At 53.3% G+C, this 15,582-nt stretch carries 20 protein-coding genes and 2 other annotated features; of the genes, 19 read left to right on the plus strand and 1 reads right to left on the minus strand.

Features of this window, described 5'->3' with window-relative positions; translation table 11 throughout:
• Nucleotides 1–292 precede the first annotated feature (292 nt).
• Entirely contained in the window at nucleotides 293–682 is a 390-nt protein-coding gene (locus IEV46_RS13965; protein WP_188433168.1) for a DUF1573 domain-containing protein, read from the minus strand.
• A gap of 271 nt (nucleotides 683–953) precedes the next feature.
• On the opposite strand from IEV46_RS13965, the gene IEV46_RS13970 reads away from it, so the two are divergent.
• From IEV46_RS13970 to IEV46_RS14060, 19 genes are all read left to right on the plus strand, one after another.
• Nucleotides 954–1,460, plus strand: a complete 507-nt coding sequence (locus IEV46_RS13970) for a CarD family transcriptional regulator (protein WP_188433169.1) — start codon at nucleotides 954–956, stop codon at nucleotides 1,458–1,460.
• 93 nt (nucleotides 1,461–1,553) lie between these two features.
• Entirely contained in the window at nucleotides 1,554–2,654 is a 1,101-nt protein-coding gene (locus tag IEV46_RS13975; protein WP_188433170.1) for a PIN/TRAM domain-containing protein, read from the plus strand.
• A gap of 81 nt (nucleotides 2,655–2,735) precedes the next feature.
• The gene (ispD, locus tag IEV46_RS13980; protein ID WP_188433171.1) at nucleotides 2,736–3,428 is read left to right on the plus strand and encodes a 2-C-methyl-D-erythritol 4-phosphate cytidylyltransferase; all 693 of its coding nucleotides are present in this window, start codon (nucleotides 2,736–2,738) and stop codon (nucleotides 3,426–3,428) included.
• On the plus strand, nucleotides 3,425–3,904 hold the full coding sequence (gene ispF, locus IEV46_RS13985; protein ID WP_188433172.1) for a 2-C-methyl-D-erythritol 2,4-cyclodiphosphate synthase: 480 nt from the start codon (nucleotides 3,425–3,427) through the stop codon (nucleotides 3,902–3,904). The genes ispD and ispF overlap by 4 nt, the downstream gene beginning before the upstream one ends.
• A gap of 364 nt (nucleotides 3,905–4,268) precedes the next feature.
• Nucleotides 4,269–5,744, plus strand: coding sequence for a glutamate--tRNA ligase (gene gltX, locus IEV46_RS13990; protein ID WP_188433173.1), 1,476 nt, complete (start codon nucleotides 4,269–4,271; stop codon nucleotides 5,742–5,744).
• A gap of 101 nt (nucleotides 5,745–5,845) precedes the next feature.
• Nucleotides 5,846–6,072, plus strand: a binding site (T-box leader).
• A gap of 313 nt (nucleotides 6,073–6,385) precedes the next feature.
• Nucleotides 6,386–7,126, plus strand: a complete 741-nt coding sequence (cysE, locus tag IEV46_RS13995) for a serine O-acetyltransferase (protein ID WP_268235915.1) — start codon at nucleotides 6,386–6,388, stop codon at nucleotides 7,124–7,126.
• Complete coding sequence (cysS, locus tag IEV46_RS14000; RefSeq protein ID WP_188433174.1) at nucleotides 7,086–8,486, plus strand: cysteine--tRNA ligase; 1,401 nt, start codon at nucleotides 7,086–7,088, stop codon at nucleotides 8,484–8,486. The genes cysE and cysS overlap by 41 nt, the downstream gene beginning before the upstream one ends.
• Nucleotide 8,487: 1 nt before the next feature.
• Nucleotides 8,488–8,919 carry a Mini-ribonuclease 3 gene (locus tag IEV46_RS14005; RefSeq protein WP_188433175.1) on the plus strand — a complete coding sequence of 144 codons (432 nt, stop codon included), beginning with the start codon at nucleotides 8,488–8,490 and terminating at the stop codon, nucleotides 8,917–8,919.
• Nucleotides 8,909–9,652, plus strand: a complete 744-nt coding sequence (rlmB, locus tag IEV46_RS14010; protein ID WP_188433176.1) for a 23S rRNA (guanosine(2251)-2'-O)-methyltransferase RlmB — start codon at nucleotides 8,909–8,911, stop codon at nucleotides 9,650–9,652. The genes IEV46_RS14005 and rlmB overlap by 11 nt, the downstream gene beginning before the upstream one ends.
• A gap of 4 nt (nucleotides 9,653–9,656) precedes the next feature.
• Nucleotides 9,657–10,166 carry an NYN domain-containing protein gene (locus tag IEV46_RS14015; protein ID WP_229736132.1) on the plus strand — a complete coding sequence of 170 codons (510 nt, stop codon included), beginning with the start codon at nucleotides 9,657–9,659 and terminating at the stop codon, nucleotides 10,164–10,166.
• A gap of 75 nt (nucleotides 10,167–10,241) precedes the next feature.
• Nucleotides 10,242–10,895, plus strand: coding sequence for an RNA polymerase sporulation sigma factor SigH (sigH, locus tag IEV46_RS14020; RefSeq protein WP_188433177.1), 654 nt, complete (start codon nucleotides 10,242–10,244; stop codon nucleotides 10,893–10,895).
• A gap of 276 nt (nucleotides 10,896–11,171) precedes the next feature.
• Complete coding sequence (gene rpmG / locus IEV46_RS14025; protein ID WP_009710880.1) at nucleotides 11,172–11,321, plus strand: 50S ribosomal protein L33; 150 nt, start codon at nucleotides 11,172–11,174, stop codon at nucleotides 11,319–11,321.
• Nucleotides 11,322–11,346: 25 nt separating this feature from the next.
• On the plus strand, nucleotides 11,347–11,568 hold the full coding sequence (gene secE, locus IEV46_RS14030; RefSeq protein ID WP_188433178.1) for a preprotein translocase subunit SecE: 222 nt from the start codon (nucleotides 11,347–11,349) through the stop codon (nucleotides 11,566–11,568).
• A gap of 43 nt (nucleotides 11,569–11,611) precedes the next feature.
• Nucleotides 11,612–12,145, plus strand: coding sequence for a transcription termination/antitermination protein NusG (nusG, locus tag IEV46_RS14035; protein WP_188433179.1), 534 nt, complete (start codon nucleotides 11,612–11,614; stop codon nucleotides 12,143–12,145).
• Between the two features lie 163 nt (nucleotides 12,146–12,308).
• Complete coding sequence (rplK, locus tag IEV46_RS14040) at nucleotides 12,309–12,734, plus strand: 50S ribosomal protein L11 (RefSeq protein ID WP_188433180.1); 426 nt, start codon at nucleotides 12,309–12,311, stop codon at nucleotides 12,732–12,734.
• Between the two features lie 83 nt (nucleotides 12,735–12,817).
• Nucleotides 12,818–13,516: a 50S ribosomal protein L1 gene (rplA, locus tag IEV46_RS14045; RefSeq protein WP_188433238.1), complete on the plus strand. Its 699-nt coding sequence runs from the start codon at nucleotides 12,818–12,820 to the stop codon at nucleotides 13,514–13,516.
• A 31-nt stretch (nucleotides 13,517–13,547) separates the two neighbouring features.
• Nucleotides 13,548–13,692, plus strand: a sequence feature (ribosomal protein L10 leader region).
• A gap of 26 nt (nucleotides 13,693–13,718) precedes the next feature.
• The gene (rplJ, locus tag IEV46_RS14050) at nucleotides 13,719–14,228 is read left to right on the plus strand and encodes a 50S ribosomal protein L10 (protein ID WP_188433181.1); all 510 of its coding nucleotides are present in this window, start codon (nucleotides 13,719–13,721) and stop codon (nucleotides 14,226–14,228) included.
• A gap of 69 nt (nucleotides 14,229–14,297) precedes the next feature.
• A complete protein-coding gene (gene rplL / locus IEV46_RS14055) occupies nucleotides 14,298–14,663 on the plus strand; it encodes a 50S ribosomal protein L7/L12 (protein WP_188433182.1) in 366 nt (121 codons plus the stop codon).
• A 67-nt stretch (nucleotides 14,664–14,730) separates the two neighbouring features.
• Nucleotides 14,731–15,339: a class I SAM-dependent methyltransferase gene (locus IEV46_RS14060; RefSeq protein ID WP_188433183.1), complete on the plus strand. Its 609-nt coding sequence runs from the start codon at nucleotides 14,731–14,733 to the stop codon at nucleotides 15,337–15,339.
• Nucleotides 15,340–15,582: the final 243 nt, after the last annotated feature.

A 15,582-nucleotide genomic window follows, 5' to 3' on the forward strand; every position in this document is an offset into this window, starting at 1 on the left:
CGTTTCCAGAAAAAATTGGGCGACCTTTCCCCTGTAGAGCATCGGGAAAAAGTCGCCGCATAACCGTTCTTTTTTTCATTGTCTACTTGACGGGGTCAAGACCAAACCCAGGGGTGTTTTTTTGCCGTTTTTAAGATTGCGGGGGATTCGCTATTGTCAGTAGTCATATTTAGATTTTACACATTTAGAAAAAATAGAAGGGAGTAGGGAGTACATTGTAGAATATTATGGACACCCCCTTATCTTATAAGTGTGCAAGAATAGGGGGTTTGTCACGGGAGAGCAAGTTTTCCTATCTCATGTTGAACACCCCGAGAGTGGAAAGTTTTTCTGATTCCTCTTTTACTACTTCATCCAGTCGAATTTCGAGAAGGTTACACATGGCTGCCAGGTAAAACAAATTTTTACCCATCTCCGTTTTGACCACTTCCAAACAATGGTCGCACAGCAACCCGCTCAAGTGGGAATCAAGGTTGGTTTCCTCAAGGGGGGTTCCTTCCGTAAAGGGTTGACGGGCTGCCTGGATCCGAATACAGCCGCACTCCGTCACCGACTTCATCAGGGCCCGATTCACCCGACTGTTGGATTCCTGAAATTTGGACGATACATCCAGCACACTCCGATGTCTCAAAAGCAGGTCTGCCACCTGTTGCTGAAAAGTCTGCAGGTTTTCAGTTTCCAACTCTTTTCACCTCTTCCATTCTGAGCATCAGCACCGGATCGGGGTATGGGCAAACTGTCGGAAGCTATCGAAGATTCCGTACAAAATAATTATAGCCCCTCCTTGAAGAAAGTGTCAATTTATTCCGGGATTCAGATCAGAAATGACCCTTTTGCGAAAAATCTATTGACGTTATTGCTTGATATGTGCTAAGATATTCATTTTAATTTATTGACTTCCTCCTGCGATTGTGATATCTTGGAAATGGATATTGCCCTTGGAGGTGGGTTGAGTGTTCAACATCGGCGACAAAGTGGTATACCCCATGCACGGTGCAGGCATCATCGAGGCGATCGAAGAGAAGGAGATCCTCGGGGAATCCCAACGTTATTATGTGATGCGTATGCCTGTCGGCGATATGAAAGTGATGATCCCGATGTCCAAGGTGGACACCATCGGTCTGAGGGAAGTGGTCGATGAGAAGACGATTTCCGATGTGATCGAGCGGTTGGCCAATGGCAGTTCAGAGGTTTCCGGTAATTGGAATAGACGTTACCGGGCCAACCTTGACAAGATGAAGAGCGGAGATATCCATGATCTGGCCGATGTGGTTCGTTGCCTGATGCTTCGGGAAAAGGAGAAAGGTCTCTCCACGGGGGAACGCAAGATGTTGGACAATGCTCGCCAAATCCTGATCAGTGAACTGGTACTCGCGAAGGAGATGGAAGAATCCCAAGCCTTTGGGTTGCTGGACGAAATCATTCTATCGGAAAGCAAGCCCCGGGTGGAACGGGCCTGACTTGGCAGGACGGGGATATTTCCTCTGAGATGCAAATAACAGGGTTTTGATTTCCAGTGATTGTCTATAATGTGAATGAGGAGGTGAAGCCCCGTGCTGAAAAGGTCTGTCCATTTGGCCTTCGTATTGATCGGAGCGACACTCGGTTTTTACCTGGGACCCACACTCTTTCAAATGCTTCAACAACCGCCCATCGGATTGGTTGATGTGCCGGCCCCTCGATACATCGGAGCCGTCCTGGGGGCGCTCCTCCTGTACCTGTTGACATATTGGTTCACCGGAAATGTCATCGTCCGTTGGATACATTGGAGCGAAGAGCGCCTGGTGAAAATACCGGCGGCAGATACTCTGTTTGGCGCAATGGGTTTGATCTTCGGTCTTATCGTAGCATTTCTGATCGAGCCCCCTTTGTCTGAACTGCCGCTGCCGGTCATCTCATCGGTCCTTCCCATCCTGGTGTCCGCCCTGTTGGGCTACCTGGGATTTCGGGTCGGATATAAAAAGCGGGATGAGTTGATCGCCATCTTCACCATGAACCGTCAAGGAAAAGATCGTGGCAAAAAAGAAAAGGAAAGTCGCGACAACGTGGAACATAAAATTTTGGACACCAGTGTGATCATCGACGGGCGGATCGCCGACATTTGCCGGACGGGTTTTTTGGAGGGAACCCTGGTCATTCCCAGCTTTGTTCTGGAGGAACTCCAGCACATCGCCGACTCTTCCGATGTTCTGAAACGGAACCGGGGTCGCAGGGGGCTGGATATCTTAAACAAGATCCAGAAAGAGCTCAACATGCGTGTTCTGATCTATGAAGGGGATTTTGAAGAAGTGACCGAAGTGGACAGCAAGCTGGTCAAGCTGGCCAAGGTGTTGTCCGGAAAAGTGGTGACCAACGACTTCAACCTGAACAAGGTGTGTGAGCTTCAAGGAGTCAAGGTGCTGAATATCAATGATCTGGCCAACGCCGTCAAACCGGTGGTTCTCCCCGGAGAAGAGATCAATGTTCAGGTGATCAAGGACGGAAAGGAACATGGTCAAGGGGTGGCTTATCTGGATGACGGCACCATGATTGTCATCGAGGGCGGTCGGGAATACATTGGGGAACGGATTGACGTCTTGGTCACCAGTGTGTTACAAACATCTGCAGGGAGAATGATTTTTGCCAAACCGAAATTGCTGGAAAAGGCGCTCTGAAACACAGAGCGTTTCCGGACGCCCGGCGCCGGGTGGACAATCTCGCCGCCGGGCTCTCTTGTGTTTGAAAGGGGATGTGCGGTGAACGCGGGTGTGGTGATCCCGGCTGCGGGGAAGGGAAAGCGGATGGGGACTCCGATCAGCAAGCAGTTTCTCGATCTGTGCGGGGAACCGGTGCTGATCCGGACGCTCCGTGTTTTTCTCGATCATCCCGCCGTCAGTCGATTGGTGTTGGCAGTCCATCAAGACGAGGAAAGGTCAGTCTGTCAGTTGTTGGATAAATACGGAGTTCCCCGGGAAAAAGTAGGAGTCACACTGGGGGGGGAGGAACGGCAGGACAGTGTTTACCAAGCCCTGCAGGAAATGGCGACGGAGTGGGTGCTGGTTCATGATGCGGTCCGCCCCTTCGTCACCCACGAACAGATCTCAGAGTTGTTAAACCAGCTGAAGTCAGTGGATGCCGCTGTGTTGGCAGTCCCCGTCAAAGACACGATCAAGGAAGTGGCCCCCGGGATGGATGTGGCCCGCACCCTGGAACGGAGCGGTCTGTGGGCGGTACAAACCCCTCAGGCTTTCCGCCGCTCCTTATTGGTACAAGCCCATGAGGAGGGGAAAAGAAAGGGATTGGCCGCCACTGATGACGCTATGTTGGTGGAGGCGATGGGCATGCCGGTCCGGGTGGTGAAAGGCGATTACAGCAACTTGAAACTGACGACGCCGGAAGATATGGTTCTGGCGGAAGCGATTTGGAAGATGAGGAGTCGACCGCGATGATCAGAGTGGGACAAGGGTTTGATGTACATCAGTTTGCAGAGGACCGTCCATTGATCCTGGGTGGTGTGAACATTCCTTATTCCAAGGGGTTGGTGGGACACTCCGATGCGGATGTTCTCCTGCACACGATCACCGATGCAGTGCTTGGCGCATTGGGAAAAGGGGATATCGGGACGCACTTCCCCGACACCGACCCTCGGTATGAGGGAGCGGACAGTGCTGAATTGCTCCGCCAAGTGTGGAGGATGGCTGTCGATGCGGGTTATGTTCTCGGAAATTTGGATGCGACCGTGATCGCCCAGAAACCCAAGATGGCCCCCCATATTCCGGTGATCCGGGAGTGCGTCGCCCAACTGTTGCAGGCGGACTTATCAGATATCAATATCAAGGCGACGACAACCGAACGCCTCGGCTTCACCGGCCGGGAAGAAGGAATCGCTTCAATGGCGGTTGTCTGTTTGGTAAAAAAGGCCTGAGTCAGGGTTGGGGATTAAGCGGTAGATGAGAGGCAGAAGGGGGCGTGTCCTGTAGCGAGATCGGGAGCAACCCTGGAGAGGCTGGTCTGGTAATTCAGCTGCGATGTAAGGAGAAGGAGAGGCTTGTGTGACTGGCGGAGCTCCTTTGCACTCATCAGTACAAGTCTTGCCAGGGTTACTTCACTCCGGGTCTCGCGATGCGCTTGTCGCAAGAGATCGGAGACGGTCACACAGGAGACCCCATCAGACACGCCCTTGTGCCCAATGGGGATGCAACAGTTGTAGGGCAGAACACGGTCTCCTCAACAAAAATATGGCGAATTAACATGCAGATTTCAGCACGCACGAGAGGTGAACGGAGACGATGAGACAAGTTCGTACGCGCTATGCGCCCAGTCCCACAGGACACCTACACATCGGAGGGGCACGGACTGCGCTGTTCAGTTATCTGTGGGCCCGAAAAAACGGCGGGGCTTTTGTGGTTCGCATCGAGGACACCGATGTGGAACGCAATCTTGCCGATGCTGAGCAGAAACAGCTGGAGGCTTTGAAGTGGCTGGGCATCGATTGGGACGAGAGTGTGGATGTGGGGGGCCCCCATTCGCCATACCGCTCCATGGAACGGTTGGAGATCTATCAGAAGCACCTGCAAAAATTGTTGGACGCTGGACATGCCTATCCTTGCTACTGCACCCAGGAAGAGTTGGAGCGGGATCGCGAACGGCAGCTGGCGGAAGGAAAGGCTCCCAAATACAGCGGTCGCTGCCGTCACCTGACCTCTGAAGAGCGACAAACCTTCGAGCAAGAAGGGAGGAAACCCTCCATCCGTTTCCGTGTGCCTGAAGGCCGGGAGATCACCATCCAGGATGAGGTGCGGGGGGAGGTCCGGTTTGAAACGGAGGGAATCGGCGACTTCATCCTTCTGCGTCCCGACGGCCGTCCCACCTACAATTTCGCGGTGGTGGTGGATGATGCCCTGATGGAGATCACTCATGTAGTCCGGGGTGAAGAGCATATCTCCAACACCCCCCGACAGATTCTCCTGTACGAGGCTTTGGGTTTGGAGCCTCCCGTCTTTGCCCATGCTTCCCTCATCCTGAATGCCGAAGGGAAGAAAATGAGCAAACGGGATGAATCGATCATTCAGTTTATCGATCAATACCGGGAATTGGGTTACCTCCCCGAAGCGATCATCAATTTCCTGGTGCTCCTGGGGTGGGCGCCGGAAGGAGAGAAAGCGGAGGAGGAGATCTTCTCCCTCGATGAGCTGATTCACCTTTTCTCCCTAAAACGGGTCTCCAAAGCGCCTGCGGTATTTGATGCGGCCAAATTGATGTGGATGAACAATCACTACATTAAAGAGTCCTCCACGGAGCGGATCACTGAGCTGGCGATTCCCCATCTGGCCCGGGCCGGGCGGATCGGGGAACAACCTGTCGGGGAAGAAAAGGAATGGGTGACCCGTTTGGTGGGACTTTATCAGGAACAGCTGGACTATGTGGCACAGGTGGTCGAACTGACGGAAATGTTTTTCCGCAAGGAAGTGTCCTACTCCAATGATGCCAAAGAAATCCTTTCCCAGAAACAGGTCCCCACAGTGGTGGAAGCACTGATCCGTCAACTTGAATCCACTGGGGAAGAGTTGACGGCGGATACAGTTAAACAATTGTTGAAGTCAGTTCAGAAGGAAACCGGTTGCAAGGGAAAACAGTTGTTTATGCCGGTGCGGGCTGCAGTGACCGGTGAGGTGCACGGACCGGATCTGAGAGAGACGATCTCTCTCCTGGGTAAGGAGACTGTGTTGGTTCGCTTGAAGTGTTTCCTTCAGAGGCAGGGATGATCTATTTCTCTGGCTCATGTGGTTGTGATCAGAGAAAAGGGAGTATATAATAAACGAAGTTATACGGGAACAAAGGGAAAGTATTCTCCGTTCATGAACAAAAACAGGTGATGACCGGGAGAGTACGGCGGAAGGGATTCAACAGAGAGGAGCTGCCAGGCTGAAAGAGCTCCGCTTCCCGACCGGCGGAAATGCACCCGTGAGCCGCCCCCCGAAGCTTCTCCCCGAGGTGGTAGGGCGGGCCGGTCCCCTCCGTTAACGGGAAGAGCGGGTCGGACTGGAGGTCCGGCCAAGCAGAGTGGAACCGCGGATTCCATCCGTCTCTGCAGCCTTGTGCTGCAGAGATTTTTTTGAATCCGGATGAACTTGATGCGTGTGACAAACTCGTCATAGGAAGGGGGGCACATGGTTGTGAAACCCTATCCCTCCCTGTGAACGGCTTTTTCACAATGCTTCTAGTGCTCCCTCAGCGAACATTGTATGGAAAATTACAGATGGGCTAGGATGGTGGGGATTTGATTCGCCTTTGCGCTCTTTGCAAGAGATCGGAGCCGCCCCACTATCCTGCCCCCGCCTTGCTGAAAAACAAGATCAAAGTTGCCTGAAGGGGCACTAGCCACGATTAAAAGGAGGGGAGAGCAGTGAATCCATTTCGGCGATGGAAAAACATCCGTTCTGTCCTGAAATCCGATATCGATGCTGTTTTCGAGAGGGACCCGGCAGCCCGGAGCGTGACAGAAGTGGTTTTAACCTATTCCGGCTTGCACGCCATCTGGATGTACCGGATTGCCCACTGGTTATACAAACATAAATGGTTTTTGTGCGCCCGGCTTCTCTCACAGCTGGCCCGCTTTCTGACTGGCATCGAAATTCATCCCGGCGCCCGCATTGGCCGTGGATTGTTCATTGATCACGGAATGGGTGTGGTGATCGGTGAAACCTGTGAGATCGGGAATCATGTGACCATTTATCAAGGAGTCACTCTGGGAGGGACCGGAAAGGAAAAAGGGAAGCGCCATCCTACGATTGAAGATGGGGTGCTGATCGCTACGGGTGCCAAAGTTTTGGGATCGATGCGAATCGGCCGCGGCTCCAAGATCGGGGCTGGTTCCGTGGTGCTCAAAGAAGTGCCTCCCAACTCCACTGTGGTTGGAGTTCCCGGCCGTGTGGTGGTTCAGGACGGAGTTCGTGTCAAATCCCCCGGCAATCTCGATCATACGGATCTGCCAGATCCGGTGGCGGAAGCATGTGAAGATCTGGAGAAGGATATCGACCGTCTGAGATGTCAATTGCAGCGTCTGGAGAGGGAACTGGAAACCATTCGAAGGGAGCAGGAACAGGATGACTTTGCAGGTGTTCAACACACAAACCAGAAAGCTTGAACCCTTTCAACCTCAGCACGATCGGAAAGTCACCATGTATGTGTGCGGGCCGACCGTCTACAACTATATTCATATCGGAAACGCCCGGGTGTTTGTCTTTTTTGACGTGGTCCGTCGGTATTTGCAGTATAAAGGGTATGACGTCACCTACGTGCAAAACTTCACCGATGTCGATGACCGCCTGATCGAAAGATCCCACCAGGAGAACACCACAGTGGAAGAGTTGGCGGAACGTTACATCCAGGCTTATTTCGATGATATGGATGCGCTCGGGGTGAACCGGGCCGATATCCATCCCAGGGCGACGGAACACATCCCCGAAATGCTGGAGGCGATCCGCTCTTTGCTTGATAAAGGCTATGCTTATGAACGGGAGGGGGATGTCTACTACCGGTCCCTGCGGAAAAAGGACTATGGAAAGTTGTCCAAGCAGTCGATAGAAGAATTGAATGCAGGGGCTCGGGTGGAGGTGAATGAGAAGAAGGAGAATCCGCTGGATTTTGCCTTGTGGAAAAAAGCGAAGCCCGGTGAAATCAGTTGGGAGAGTCCCTGGGGCCGCGGACGTCCCGGCTGGCATATCGAGTGCTCCGCCATGTCCAGGAAATATCTCGGGGACACGCTGGATGTGCATGCCGGGGGAATGGATCTCTGTTTTCCCCACCATGAAAACGAGATGGCCCAGAGCGAAGCCTGGACGGAAAAACCCTTCGTCCGGTATTGGCTTCACAATGGATATATCAACATGGGTGACGAAAAGATGTCCAAATCCTTGGGCAACGTTGTTCGGGTCCATGAATTGAGGGAAGAATATTCACCCCGGGCTCTCCGTTATTTTCTGCTGTCGGCCCATTACCGGAATCCCATCTCCTTCAGCCATGAGGCGATCCGCCAGATCGAAAGCAGCCTGGAACGCTTCGACACGGCGGTGAACAACTTGCACCACCGGATAGGGGCCGCTCAGGAAGGAGAGGCTGAACCCGAAGTGAAAGAGCGCCTTGCTTCCCTGACCCGGGAGTTTGAAGCGGCGATGGACGATGATTTGAATACCGCCAATGGGATCAGCGTATTGCATGAGAGCGTCAAATTTGCAAATGAGACGGTGGCCCGTTCAGTGGTTCCCAAAGGCTCCCTCACGATTTTGTTGGACTGGATCCATCGATTTGGGGGAGAAATTCTGGGCCTGGTGACAGTGGGAGAAGAGGATTCCCTTGCCAGAGAGATTGAAGCTTTGATCGAAGAACGGCAACAGGCCCGCGCTGCCCGGGATTTCAAGCGGGCGGATGCCATTCGGGACCGGCTGGCTGAACAGGGGATTGTTTTGGAGGATACCCCCCAAGGTGTTCGCTGGCGGAGGAAATGAAATGGAATCGATTCTGGGACAGATCGGAACACTGAAAAAAAGACCGGAAGAGATAAATCCTCTGTTGTTGGCGTATCTGGGGGATGCGGTCTATGAACTGTTCATCCGGCATCATCTTTTGGCGCGGGGAGAGTCACGAACTCACAATATCCAAGGAAAGGCCGTCCGCTTTGTTTCTGCTGGTGCCCAGGCGGAGGCGGTCAGAATTTTGGAGGGTTGGTTGACCGAAGAAGAAAAAGAGGTGGTCAAGCGGGGGAGGAACGCCAAGGCCAAGAGCATACCCAAAAACGTCAACACCCTGGATTATCGTTACAGCACCGGGTTGGAAACTTTAGTGGGACATTGGTATCTGACAGGAAACACCGATCGTTTGACGCAAGGGATGAAACAAGTGATCCAATCACTGGAGGGAGCGTTGGAGGATGGAGAATGAATGGGTGATCGGCCGCCGGGCAGTGAGGGAGGCACTGAAGGCTGGGCGCAGCATGGGCAAGCTTCTGGTTGCGGAAGGGGCCGGCAAGGGAAAGGGTGGGCTGGGTCCTTTGATGGAAGAAGCTCGGCAACAGGGAGTTGCTATTCAACAGGTTCCCCGCCAGACGTTGGACCGGGTGGCCCCGGGGCTCAACCATCAAGGAGTGGCGGCCCAGGCCAAACCCTGGCGGTATGCGGATCTGGAAGAGTTGTTCCAACGGGCGGAGGAGCGGGATGAAGCTCCCTTCTTTCTCCTGCTTGACGGGATAGAAGATCCCCATAATCTAGGATCCATCCTTCGCACTGCAGATGCTTCGGGTGCTCATGGAGTGGTGATTCCCAAACGACGGGCGGCAGGCCTCACTTCGACAGTGGCCAAGACTTCCGCCGGTGCCGTTGAGCACGTCCCTGTAGTCCGGGTGACCAACCTCAATCGGACGGCCGACGAGTTGAAGAGACGGGGGGTATGGCTGATCGCCGGTGATGCTGATGCCCCCAGCCGTTATGATGAAATAGATTACTCCCTTCCCGTGGCCCTCGTCATCGGCAATGAAGGGAAGGGAGTCAGCCGTCGTCTGAAAGAGAAGTGTGATTTTACCGTGGGTCTGCCCATGAAGGGGCTAATCTCTTCCCTCAACGCTTCCGTGGCGGCGGCACTCCTGATGTATGAAGTGCTCCGCGGACGGGAGAAATGAAGCCGTGAAGGACTTGGAAGAGTGGCTCATCGTGGATGGGTACAATGTGATCGGAGCCCATGAAGAGTGGGATCTTCTCCCCTTGGAAGAAGCCCGTCACCAGTTGGCGACCTTGTTGTCGGAATACCAGACCGTCTTTGGCCGCCGGGTTTTCCTCGTCTTTGACGCCCACCGTGCTCCGGGGGCCGGATCCCGATATTCCGAACAACAAATCACCATCTTTTACACCAAAGAACACGAGACGGCGGATCAGATGATCGAACGGCTGGTCAAACAACATCGAAAACCCGGACGCCGAATCTATGTGGCCACCTCCGATTATTTGGAGCAGCGGGTCGTTTTCGGACAGGGAGCTTATCGAATTTCCTCCCGGGAGTTGCTGGAGGAGTTCAGGCGGATGAAAGGGGATATTTCAAGCAAAATCAAGGAAGGACAGGGATCCAGGCCCACCCTGGGACAGGGGCTCGGGGAGGAGGTGTTGAAAATATTGGAAGTGTGGAGGCGGAAAAAATAGGTGAAAAATTGACGTTTTTGTTGCAACTCAGCTATAATACAATTATCATGGTTTTCCAGCCAACGGGTCGGAGGGATGAAGGTGAGCGTCAATCTCCAATGTACTTTGACGGACTACGAATCGATGGCCGACGAAGAGCTGGTGGAATATGTTCGGGCGGATGACAGGGCTGCACTGGAACAATTGATCCACAAATATAAAAATTTTGTGCGTGCCAAAGCCCGCTCCTATTTCCTTATCGGAGCAGACCATGAAGATATTGTACAGGAAGGTATGATCGGGCTGTTCAAGGCGATCCGCGACTTTCGCGGGGACAAGCTGGCTTCTTTCAAGGCTTTTGCCGAGCTGTGCATCACCCGTCAAATCATCACTGCGATCAAAACGGCGACCCGTCAAAAACACATCCCGCTCAATTCTTATGTTTCCCTGGACAAGCCCATCTACGATGAGGATTCCGATCGCACCCTGATGGATATTTTGACAGGGGGCCGGGCCTCAGATCCGGAAGAGCTTTATATCAACCAGGAAGAGTTTGATGATATCGAGGATAAAATGTCACAAATTTTGAGCGATTTGGAGCGCCAAGTGTTGATGTTGTATCTGGATGGACGTTCCTATCAGGAGATCGCCGTCGACCTGAAACGGCACGTCAAATCCATCGACAATGCCCTCCAGCGTGTAAAACGGAAACTGGAGCGCTACCTCGAAGTGCGTGAGGTCTCCTCCTGAAGAAGAATGGATTCAGGTGGGAAGTGATCTGGTGCTTGTCTCGATTCCCTTTGTACATCCTGATTTCTCATTTCGACATGTTCTGCCAATTTCCTTCTCTCTCTCGAAAAAAATAAAAAGAATTCCCGACGGTTTGAAGTGGGGAATCCGCGTCGATAATGGAGAGGCATGTCTTCTATTCATTGACATGCCGTTCTTCGTATGATAATGTTGTTTGGGTATTTGTATGACGCCTGTAAAAATTTGTGGGCACGGTATTTGAGGAGGTGTTTGGTCTTGCGTGTCTTGATCACATTGGAATGCACGGATTGCAAGGAGCGCAACTACTCGTCCACTAAAAATAAACGGAATCATCCCGATCGTATGGAGTTCCGGAAATATTGCCCCCGTTGCAACGGGCATACCCTGCATCGCGAAACCAAATGATGTGAGATTTAGGGGGGGGACGCTCATGGGTTTTCTCGGCCGCCTTGGCACCGGCATCAAAAGGAGCGTGACCGGAACTGTCGATTTCTTCAAGACCGGCGCAGCCGAACTGAAAAAAGTTCGATGGCCCACGCGCCAAGAGCTGATAAAATATACGCTGGTCGTAGTGGTGACTGTCATTCTGGTTACGCTGTTTACCTTGTTGATCGATATGGGGATCGCTTCACTGATCGAGCAAATCAGGTAATTTTGTGTCATAAGGGGGGACAGGGCGGTTAAGCCCTGATTTCATGGAGAAGAACTGGTATGTGGTCCACACCTATTCGGGCTACGAGAACAAGGTGAAAACCAATCTGGAAAAACGAGTTCACTCGATGGATATGCAGGATAAGATTTTTCGCGTCCTCGTCCCGACGGAAGAAGAAGTGGAACACAAGGACGGGAAAAAGAAAACGGTCCAGCGCAAGGTTTTCCCGGGATATGTGTTGGTCGAGATGGTGATGACCGACGACTCGTGGTATGTGGTGCGCAACACCCCGGGTGTGACGGGCTTCGTCGGTTCGCCCGGGGGCGGAGCGAAACCCACCCCCCTTATGCCGGAAGAAGTTCACACCATTCTCAACCAGATGGGGATGGAGGAAGCCCGGCCAAAAGTGGTCTTTTCCGTTTCCGAAAGCGTAAAGGTGAAGGAGGGTCCCTTCGCTGACTTTGTCGGCACGATCGAAGAGGTGGATCCCCATCGCCGGAAGCTGAAAGTACTGGTGAACATGTTCGGTCGGGAAACCCCGGTGGAGCTCGATTTTAACCAGGTGGGAAAAATTTGATCCCATGTACGATCTTTCTTTTTGCCTGGAGTTGTGATAATGTAATTGTGTTTGCTTCCGGCTGATTCGGGACTTGTGCCACATCCCGGACAGCACCCGGTTTTGTCTGACCGTGGGAGGGTTTAACCCGAGGGAACCACATTCTGTAAAGGAGTTGGATGGTGTGGCCAAAAAAGTCATCAAAGTCGTCAAACTGCAGATTCCGGCCGGAAAAGCCAACCCGGCGCCGCCGGTGGGTCCGGCGCTGGGGCAGGCAGGCGTCAACATCATGGGTTTCTGCAAGGAGTTCAATGCCCGTACTTCTGACAAGGCGGGTATGATTATTCCGGTGGAAATCACCGTGTTTGAAGATCGTTCCTTTACCTTTGTGACGAAAACCCCTCCGGCAGCTGTCCTGTTGAAGAAAGCGGCAGGTCTTGACAAGGCTTCCGGAGAGCCCAATAAGAACAAAGTGGCCACGATCAAGCGGGACAAAGTCCGAGAAATTGCGGAGTTGAAATTGCCCGATCTGAATGCCGCCGATGTGGAAGCCGCGATGCGAATGGTGGAAGGAACCGCTCGCAGCATGGGGATCAACATCGAGGACTGAGGCGTGGCTGCACGGACGACCGCCACGGGTTGTCGGTGCGAGTGGGAGGATCATCCGTTATGACCACGAAGGGAGGAAACACCGTGGCTAAACATGGCAAGAAGTATCAGGATGCACTGAAGAAAATCGACCGGGAACAAGCTTACGAACTGGAAGAGGCACTTCGACTGGTGAAAGAGGTGGCCCCCGCCAAATTTGACGAAACCGTCGAAGCCGCTTTCCGGTTGGGTGTGGACACCAAGCGTGCGGATCAGCAAGTTCGCGGTGCAGTGGTGTTGCCCCATGGAACCGGTAAAACCAAGCGGGTTCTCGTTTTCGCCAAAGGGGAGAAAGCCAGGGAGGCTGAGCAGGCCGGTGCCGATTTTGTCGGCGAGGAAGATCTGGTCAACAAAGTGAGCCAAGGCTGGCTGGACTTTGATGTGGTCATCGCCACCCCTGACATGATGGGGCAGGTGGGTAAGCTGGGCCGGATCCTGGGGCCCCGCGGACTGATGCCCAACCCGAAAACCGGGACCGTCACCTTTGAAGTGGCCAAGGCTGTCGAAGAAGTGAAGGCAGGTAAAATCGAATACCGTGCCGACAAGGCTGGCAACGTCCACGCCCCGATCGGCAAGGTCTCCTTTGACACCCAGAAATTGGCCGAGAACTTCCAGGCTTTGATCGACACCTTGATCAAGGCCAAGCCGGCAGCCGCCAAGGGCCAATACATGAAGAGCGCCACTGTCTCTTCCACCATGGGGCCGGGAGTCGCTGTCAACACTTCCCCTTTCGCCGGACACTGATCGTCCGACAGTAACATCAAGCATTCTGTCACAATTGAATCAGATTCTGCCGTAGACAGCCGGGGCACCGGAACAGGTGCTTAAATATCCTGCCGAGGTATGAACATGCGTCCGTCCTGCGGGATGGGTTTGTTCCCGGCCTTCGTCTGTCTGCGAAGGCCTTTTCGTTTACGGCGGCACTTTATTTGAGGAGGTGGATCCCATGTCCACGGCAATTGAAAAAAAGAAGCAGGTTGTGGCTGAAATCGCCGACAAACTGACCCGGAGCAAAGCGACGATCCTGACGGATTACCGCGGCCTCAACGTCTCCCAGCTGACCGAATTGAGGAAGCAACTCCGGGAGGCGGGTGTGGACTATCAGGTGTTGAAAAACACCATGACCCGGCGGGCCACGGCCCAGACGAACCTGACCGAACTGGATGACAAACTGGTGGGGCCGACGGCCATCGCCTTCTCCAATGATGACGTGGTGGCACCTGCCAAGGTTCTGCACAAGTTCGCCAAGGAGAACACAGAGCTGGAGATCAAGGGCGGAGTGGTCGAAGGGCGTGTGGTCAGCTTGGACGAGATTAAGGAACTGGCTGAACTGCCTTCCCGGGAAGGTCTTCTGTCCATGCTTCTGTCTGTGCTGCAGGCGCCGATGCGCAATTTCGCCCTGGCCGTCAAAGCGGTGGCCGACAAGGATGGCGAAGGCGAAAGCGTCGAAGCTTGAGGCTTGTGTTGTGACATTCTCCCCGTCGCGGGGATTCCGTAAAAAATATACCTGTCAGGAGGTACCATCATGAGTAAAGAGGAAATTCTTGAGGCCATCAAAGGCATGAGCGTGCTTGAATTGAACGACTTGGTAAAAGCGATCGAAGAAGAGTTCGGTGTCACTGCCGCCGCTCCCGTCGCTGTGGCCGGAGCTGCCGGAGCTGGGGAAGCTGCCGAGGAGAAGTCCGAATTTGACGTGATCCTTGCTGCCGCCGGATCCTCCAAAATCAACGTTATCAAGGCTGTCCGGGGAATCACCGGTCTGGGTCTGAAAGAAGCCAAGGCGCTGGTGGACGGTGCCCCGGCCCCGGTCAAAGAAGGCGCCTCCAAGGAGGAAGCCGAGGAAATCAAGTCGAAACTGGAAGAAGCCGGTGCTACGGTGGAGCTGAAGTAAATCCACCTGAAATGCCGGACCCGCCGGCTGATTGCCGGCGGGTTTTCATTATACGAGGTGAATGTGGATGACAGACCACTACTTTTCCAAAGAACCCGGTGTTGCCAGGGATGAACGGGAAATCACCGCTCTTCTGCGCGGGAAGACCTTTCGCTTTCTGGTTGACGCCGGTGTTTTTTCAAAAAAAGGGGTCGACTATGGTTCCCGGCTCTTGATAGAAACAGCCGAACTACCTGGACGGGGGGAGATCCTGGATCTCGGGTGTGGATACGGTCCGGTGGGGATTGCCTGTTCCGCCTTTGCACCTGGCTGTCGGGTCACGATGGTGGACCTCAACCGGAGAGCATTGGAACTGGCACGGCGAAACGCCGAACGCAACGGGGTTTCCAATCATGTGGAAATCCTGGAGAGTGATGGTTTGTCATCCCTCGGAAATCGGCGATTCGATTCCGTCCTGACCAATCCTCCCATCCGCACTGGCAAGAAGACGGTCTACCGATTGTTCGCAGAGTCATATGACAAGTTGTTGCCGGGCGGGTCGCTCTGGGTTGTCATCCGCAAACAACAGGGTGGTGCTTCGGCCAAGAAGGAACTGGATACCCGGTTTGCCGAAGTGGAGATTGTGGAGAAGAAAAAGGGCTACTGGATCCTTCATGCCCGGAAATCAATTGCATAAAAATCATTGACACGGGTATAGGCCTGTGATATCGTTTTATAATGCTATCCCACTGCTTGTGGAATGTAGGGATTCGACAGCTAAGGGAGTTTTTGTCATGAATATACAAGGAAGTTTTTGGCTACGCTATGAAAATAGACCATATGGTTGGAAAAAAGAGACACCATTGGATGGTTTATATAGGAATAATCGGAGTGGATTCAGGAAAGTCCCTTGGAGACAGTCCTGAGAGTGAGGGTGGAT

It is taken from the genome of Kroppenstedtia guangzhouensis, from assembly GCF_014637345.1.
Classification (GTDB): domain Bacteria; phylum Bacillota; class Bacilli; order Thermoactinomycetales; family DSM-45169; genus Kroppenstedtia; species Kroppenstedtia guangzhouensis.

Excerpts from the sequence above, each read along its gene's own strand:
- ispF (WP_188433172.1), top strand. The coding sequence starts at position 3,425 with ATGATCAGAGTGGGACAAGGGTTTGATGTACATCAGTTTGCAGAGGAC.
- gltX (WP_188433173.1), top strand. The coding sequence starts at position 4,269 with ATGAGACAAGTTCGTACGCGCTATGCGCCCAGTCCCACAGGACACCTA.
- cysS (WP_188433174.1), top strand. The coding sequence starts at position 7,086 with ATGACTTTGCAGGTGTTCAACACACAAACCAGAAAGCTTGAACCCTTT.
- IEV46_RS14005 (WP_188433175.1), top strand. The coding sequence starts at position 8,488 with ATGGAATCGATTCTGGGACAGATCGGAACACTGAAAAAAAGACCGGAA.
- rlmB (WP_188433176.1), top strand. The coding sequence starts at position 8,909 with ATGGAGAATGAATGGGTGATCGGCCGCCGGGCAGTGAGGGAGGCACTG.
- sigH (WP_188433177.1), top strand. The coding sequence starts at position 10,242 with ATGAAGGTGAGCGTCAATCTCCAATGTACTTTGACGGACTACGAATCG.
- secE (WP_188433178.1), top strand. The coding sequence starts at position 11,347 with ATGGGTTTTCTCGGCCGCCTTGGCACCGGCATCAAAAGGAGCGTGACC.
- nusG (WP_188433179.1), top strand. The coding sequence starts at position 11,612 with ATGGAGAAGAACTGGTATGTGGTCCACACCTATTCGGGCTACGAGAAC.
- rplJ (WP_188433181.1), top strand. The coding sequence starts at position 13,719 with ATGTCCACGGCAATTGAAAAAAAGAAGCAGGTTGTGGCTGAAATCGCC.
- rplL (WP_188433182.1), top strand. The coding sequence starts at position 14,298 with ATGAGTAAAGAGGAAATTCTTGAGGCCATCAAAGGCATGAGCGTGCTT.
- IEV46_RS14060 (WP_188433183.1), top strand. The coding sequence starts at position 14,731 with ATGACAGACCACTACTTTTCCAAAGAACCCGGTGTTGCCAGGGATGAA.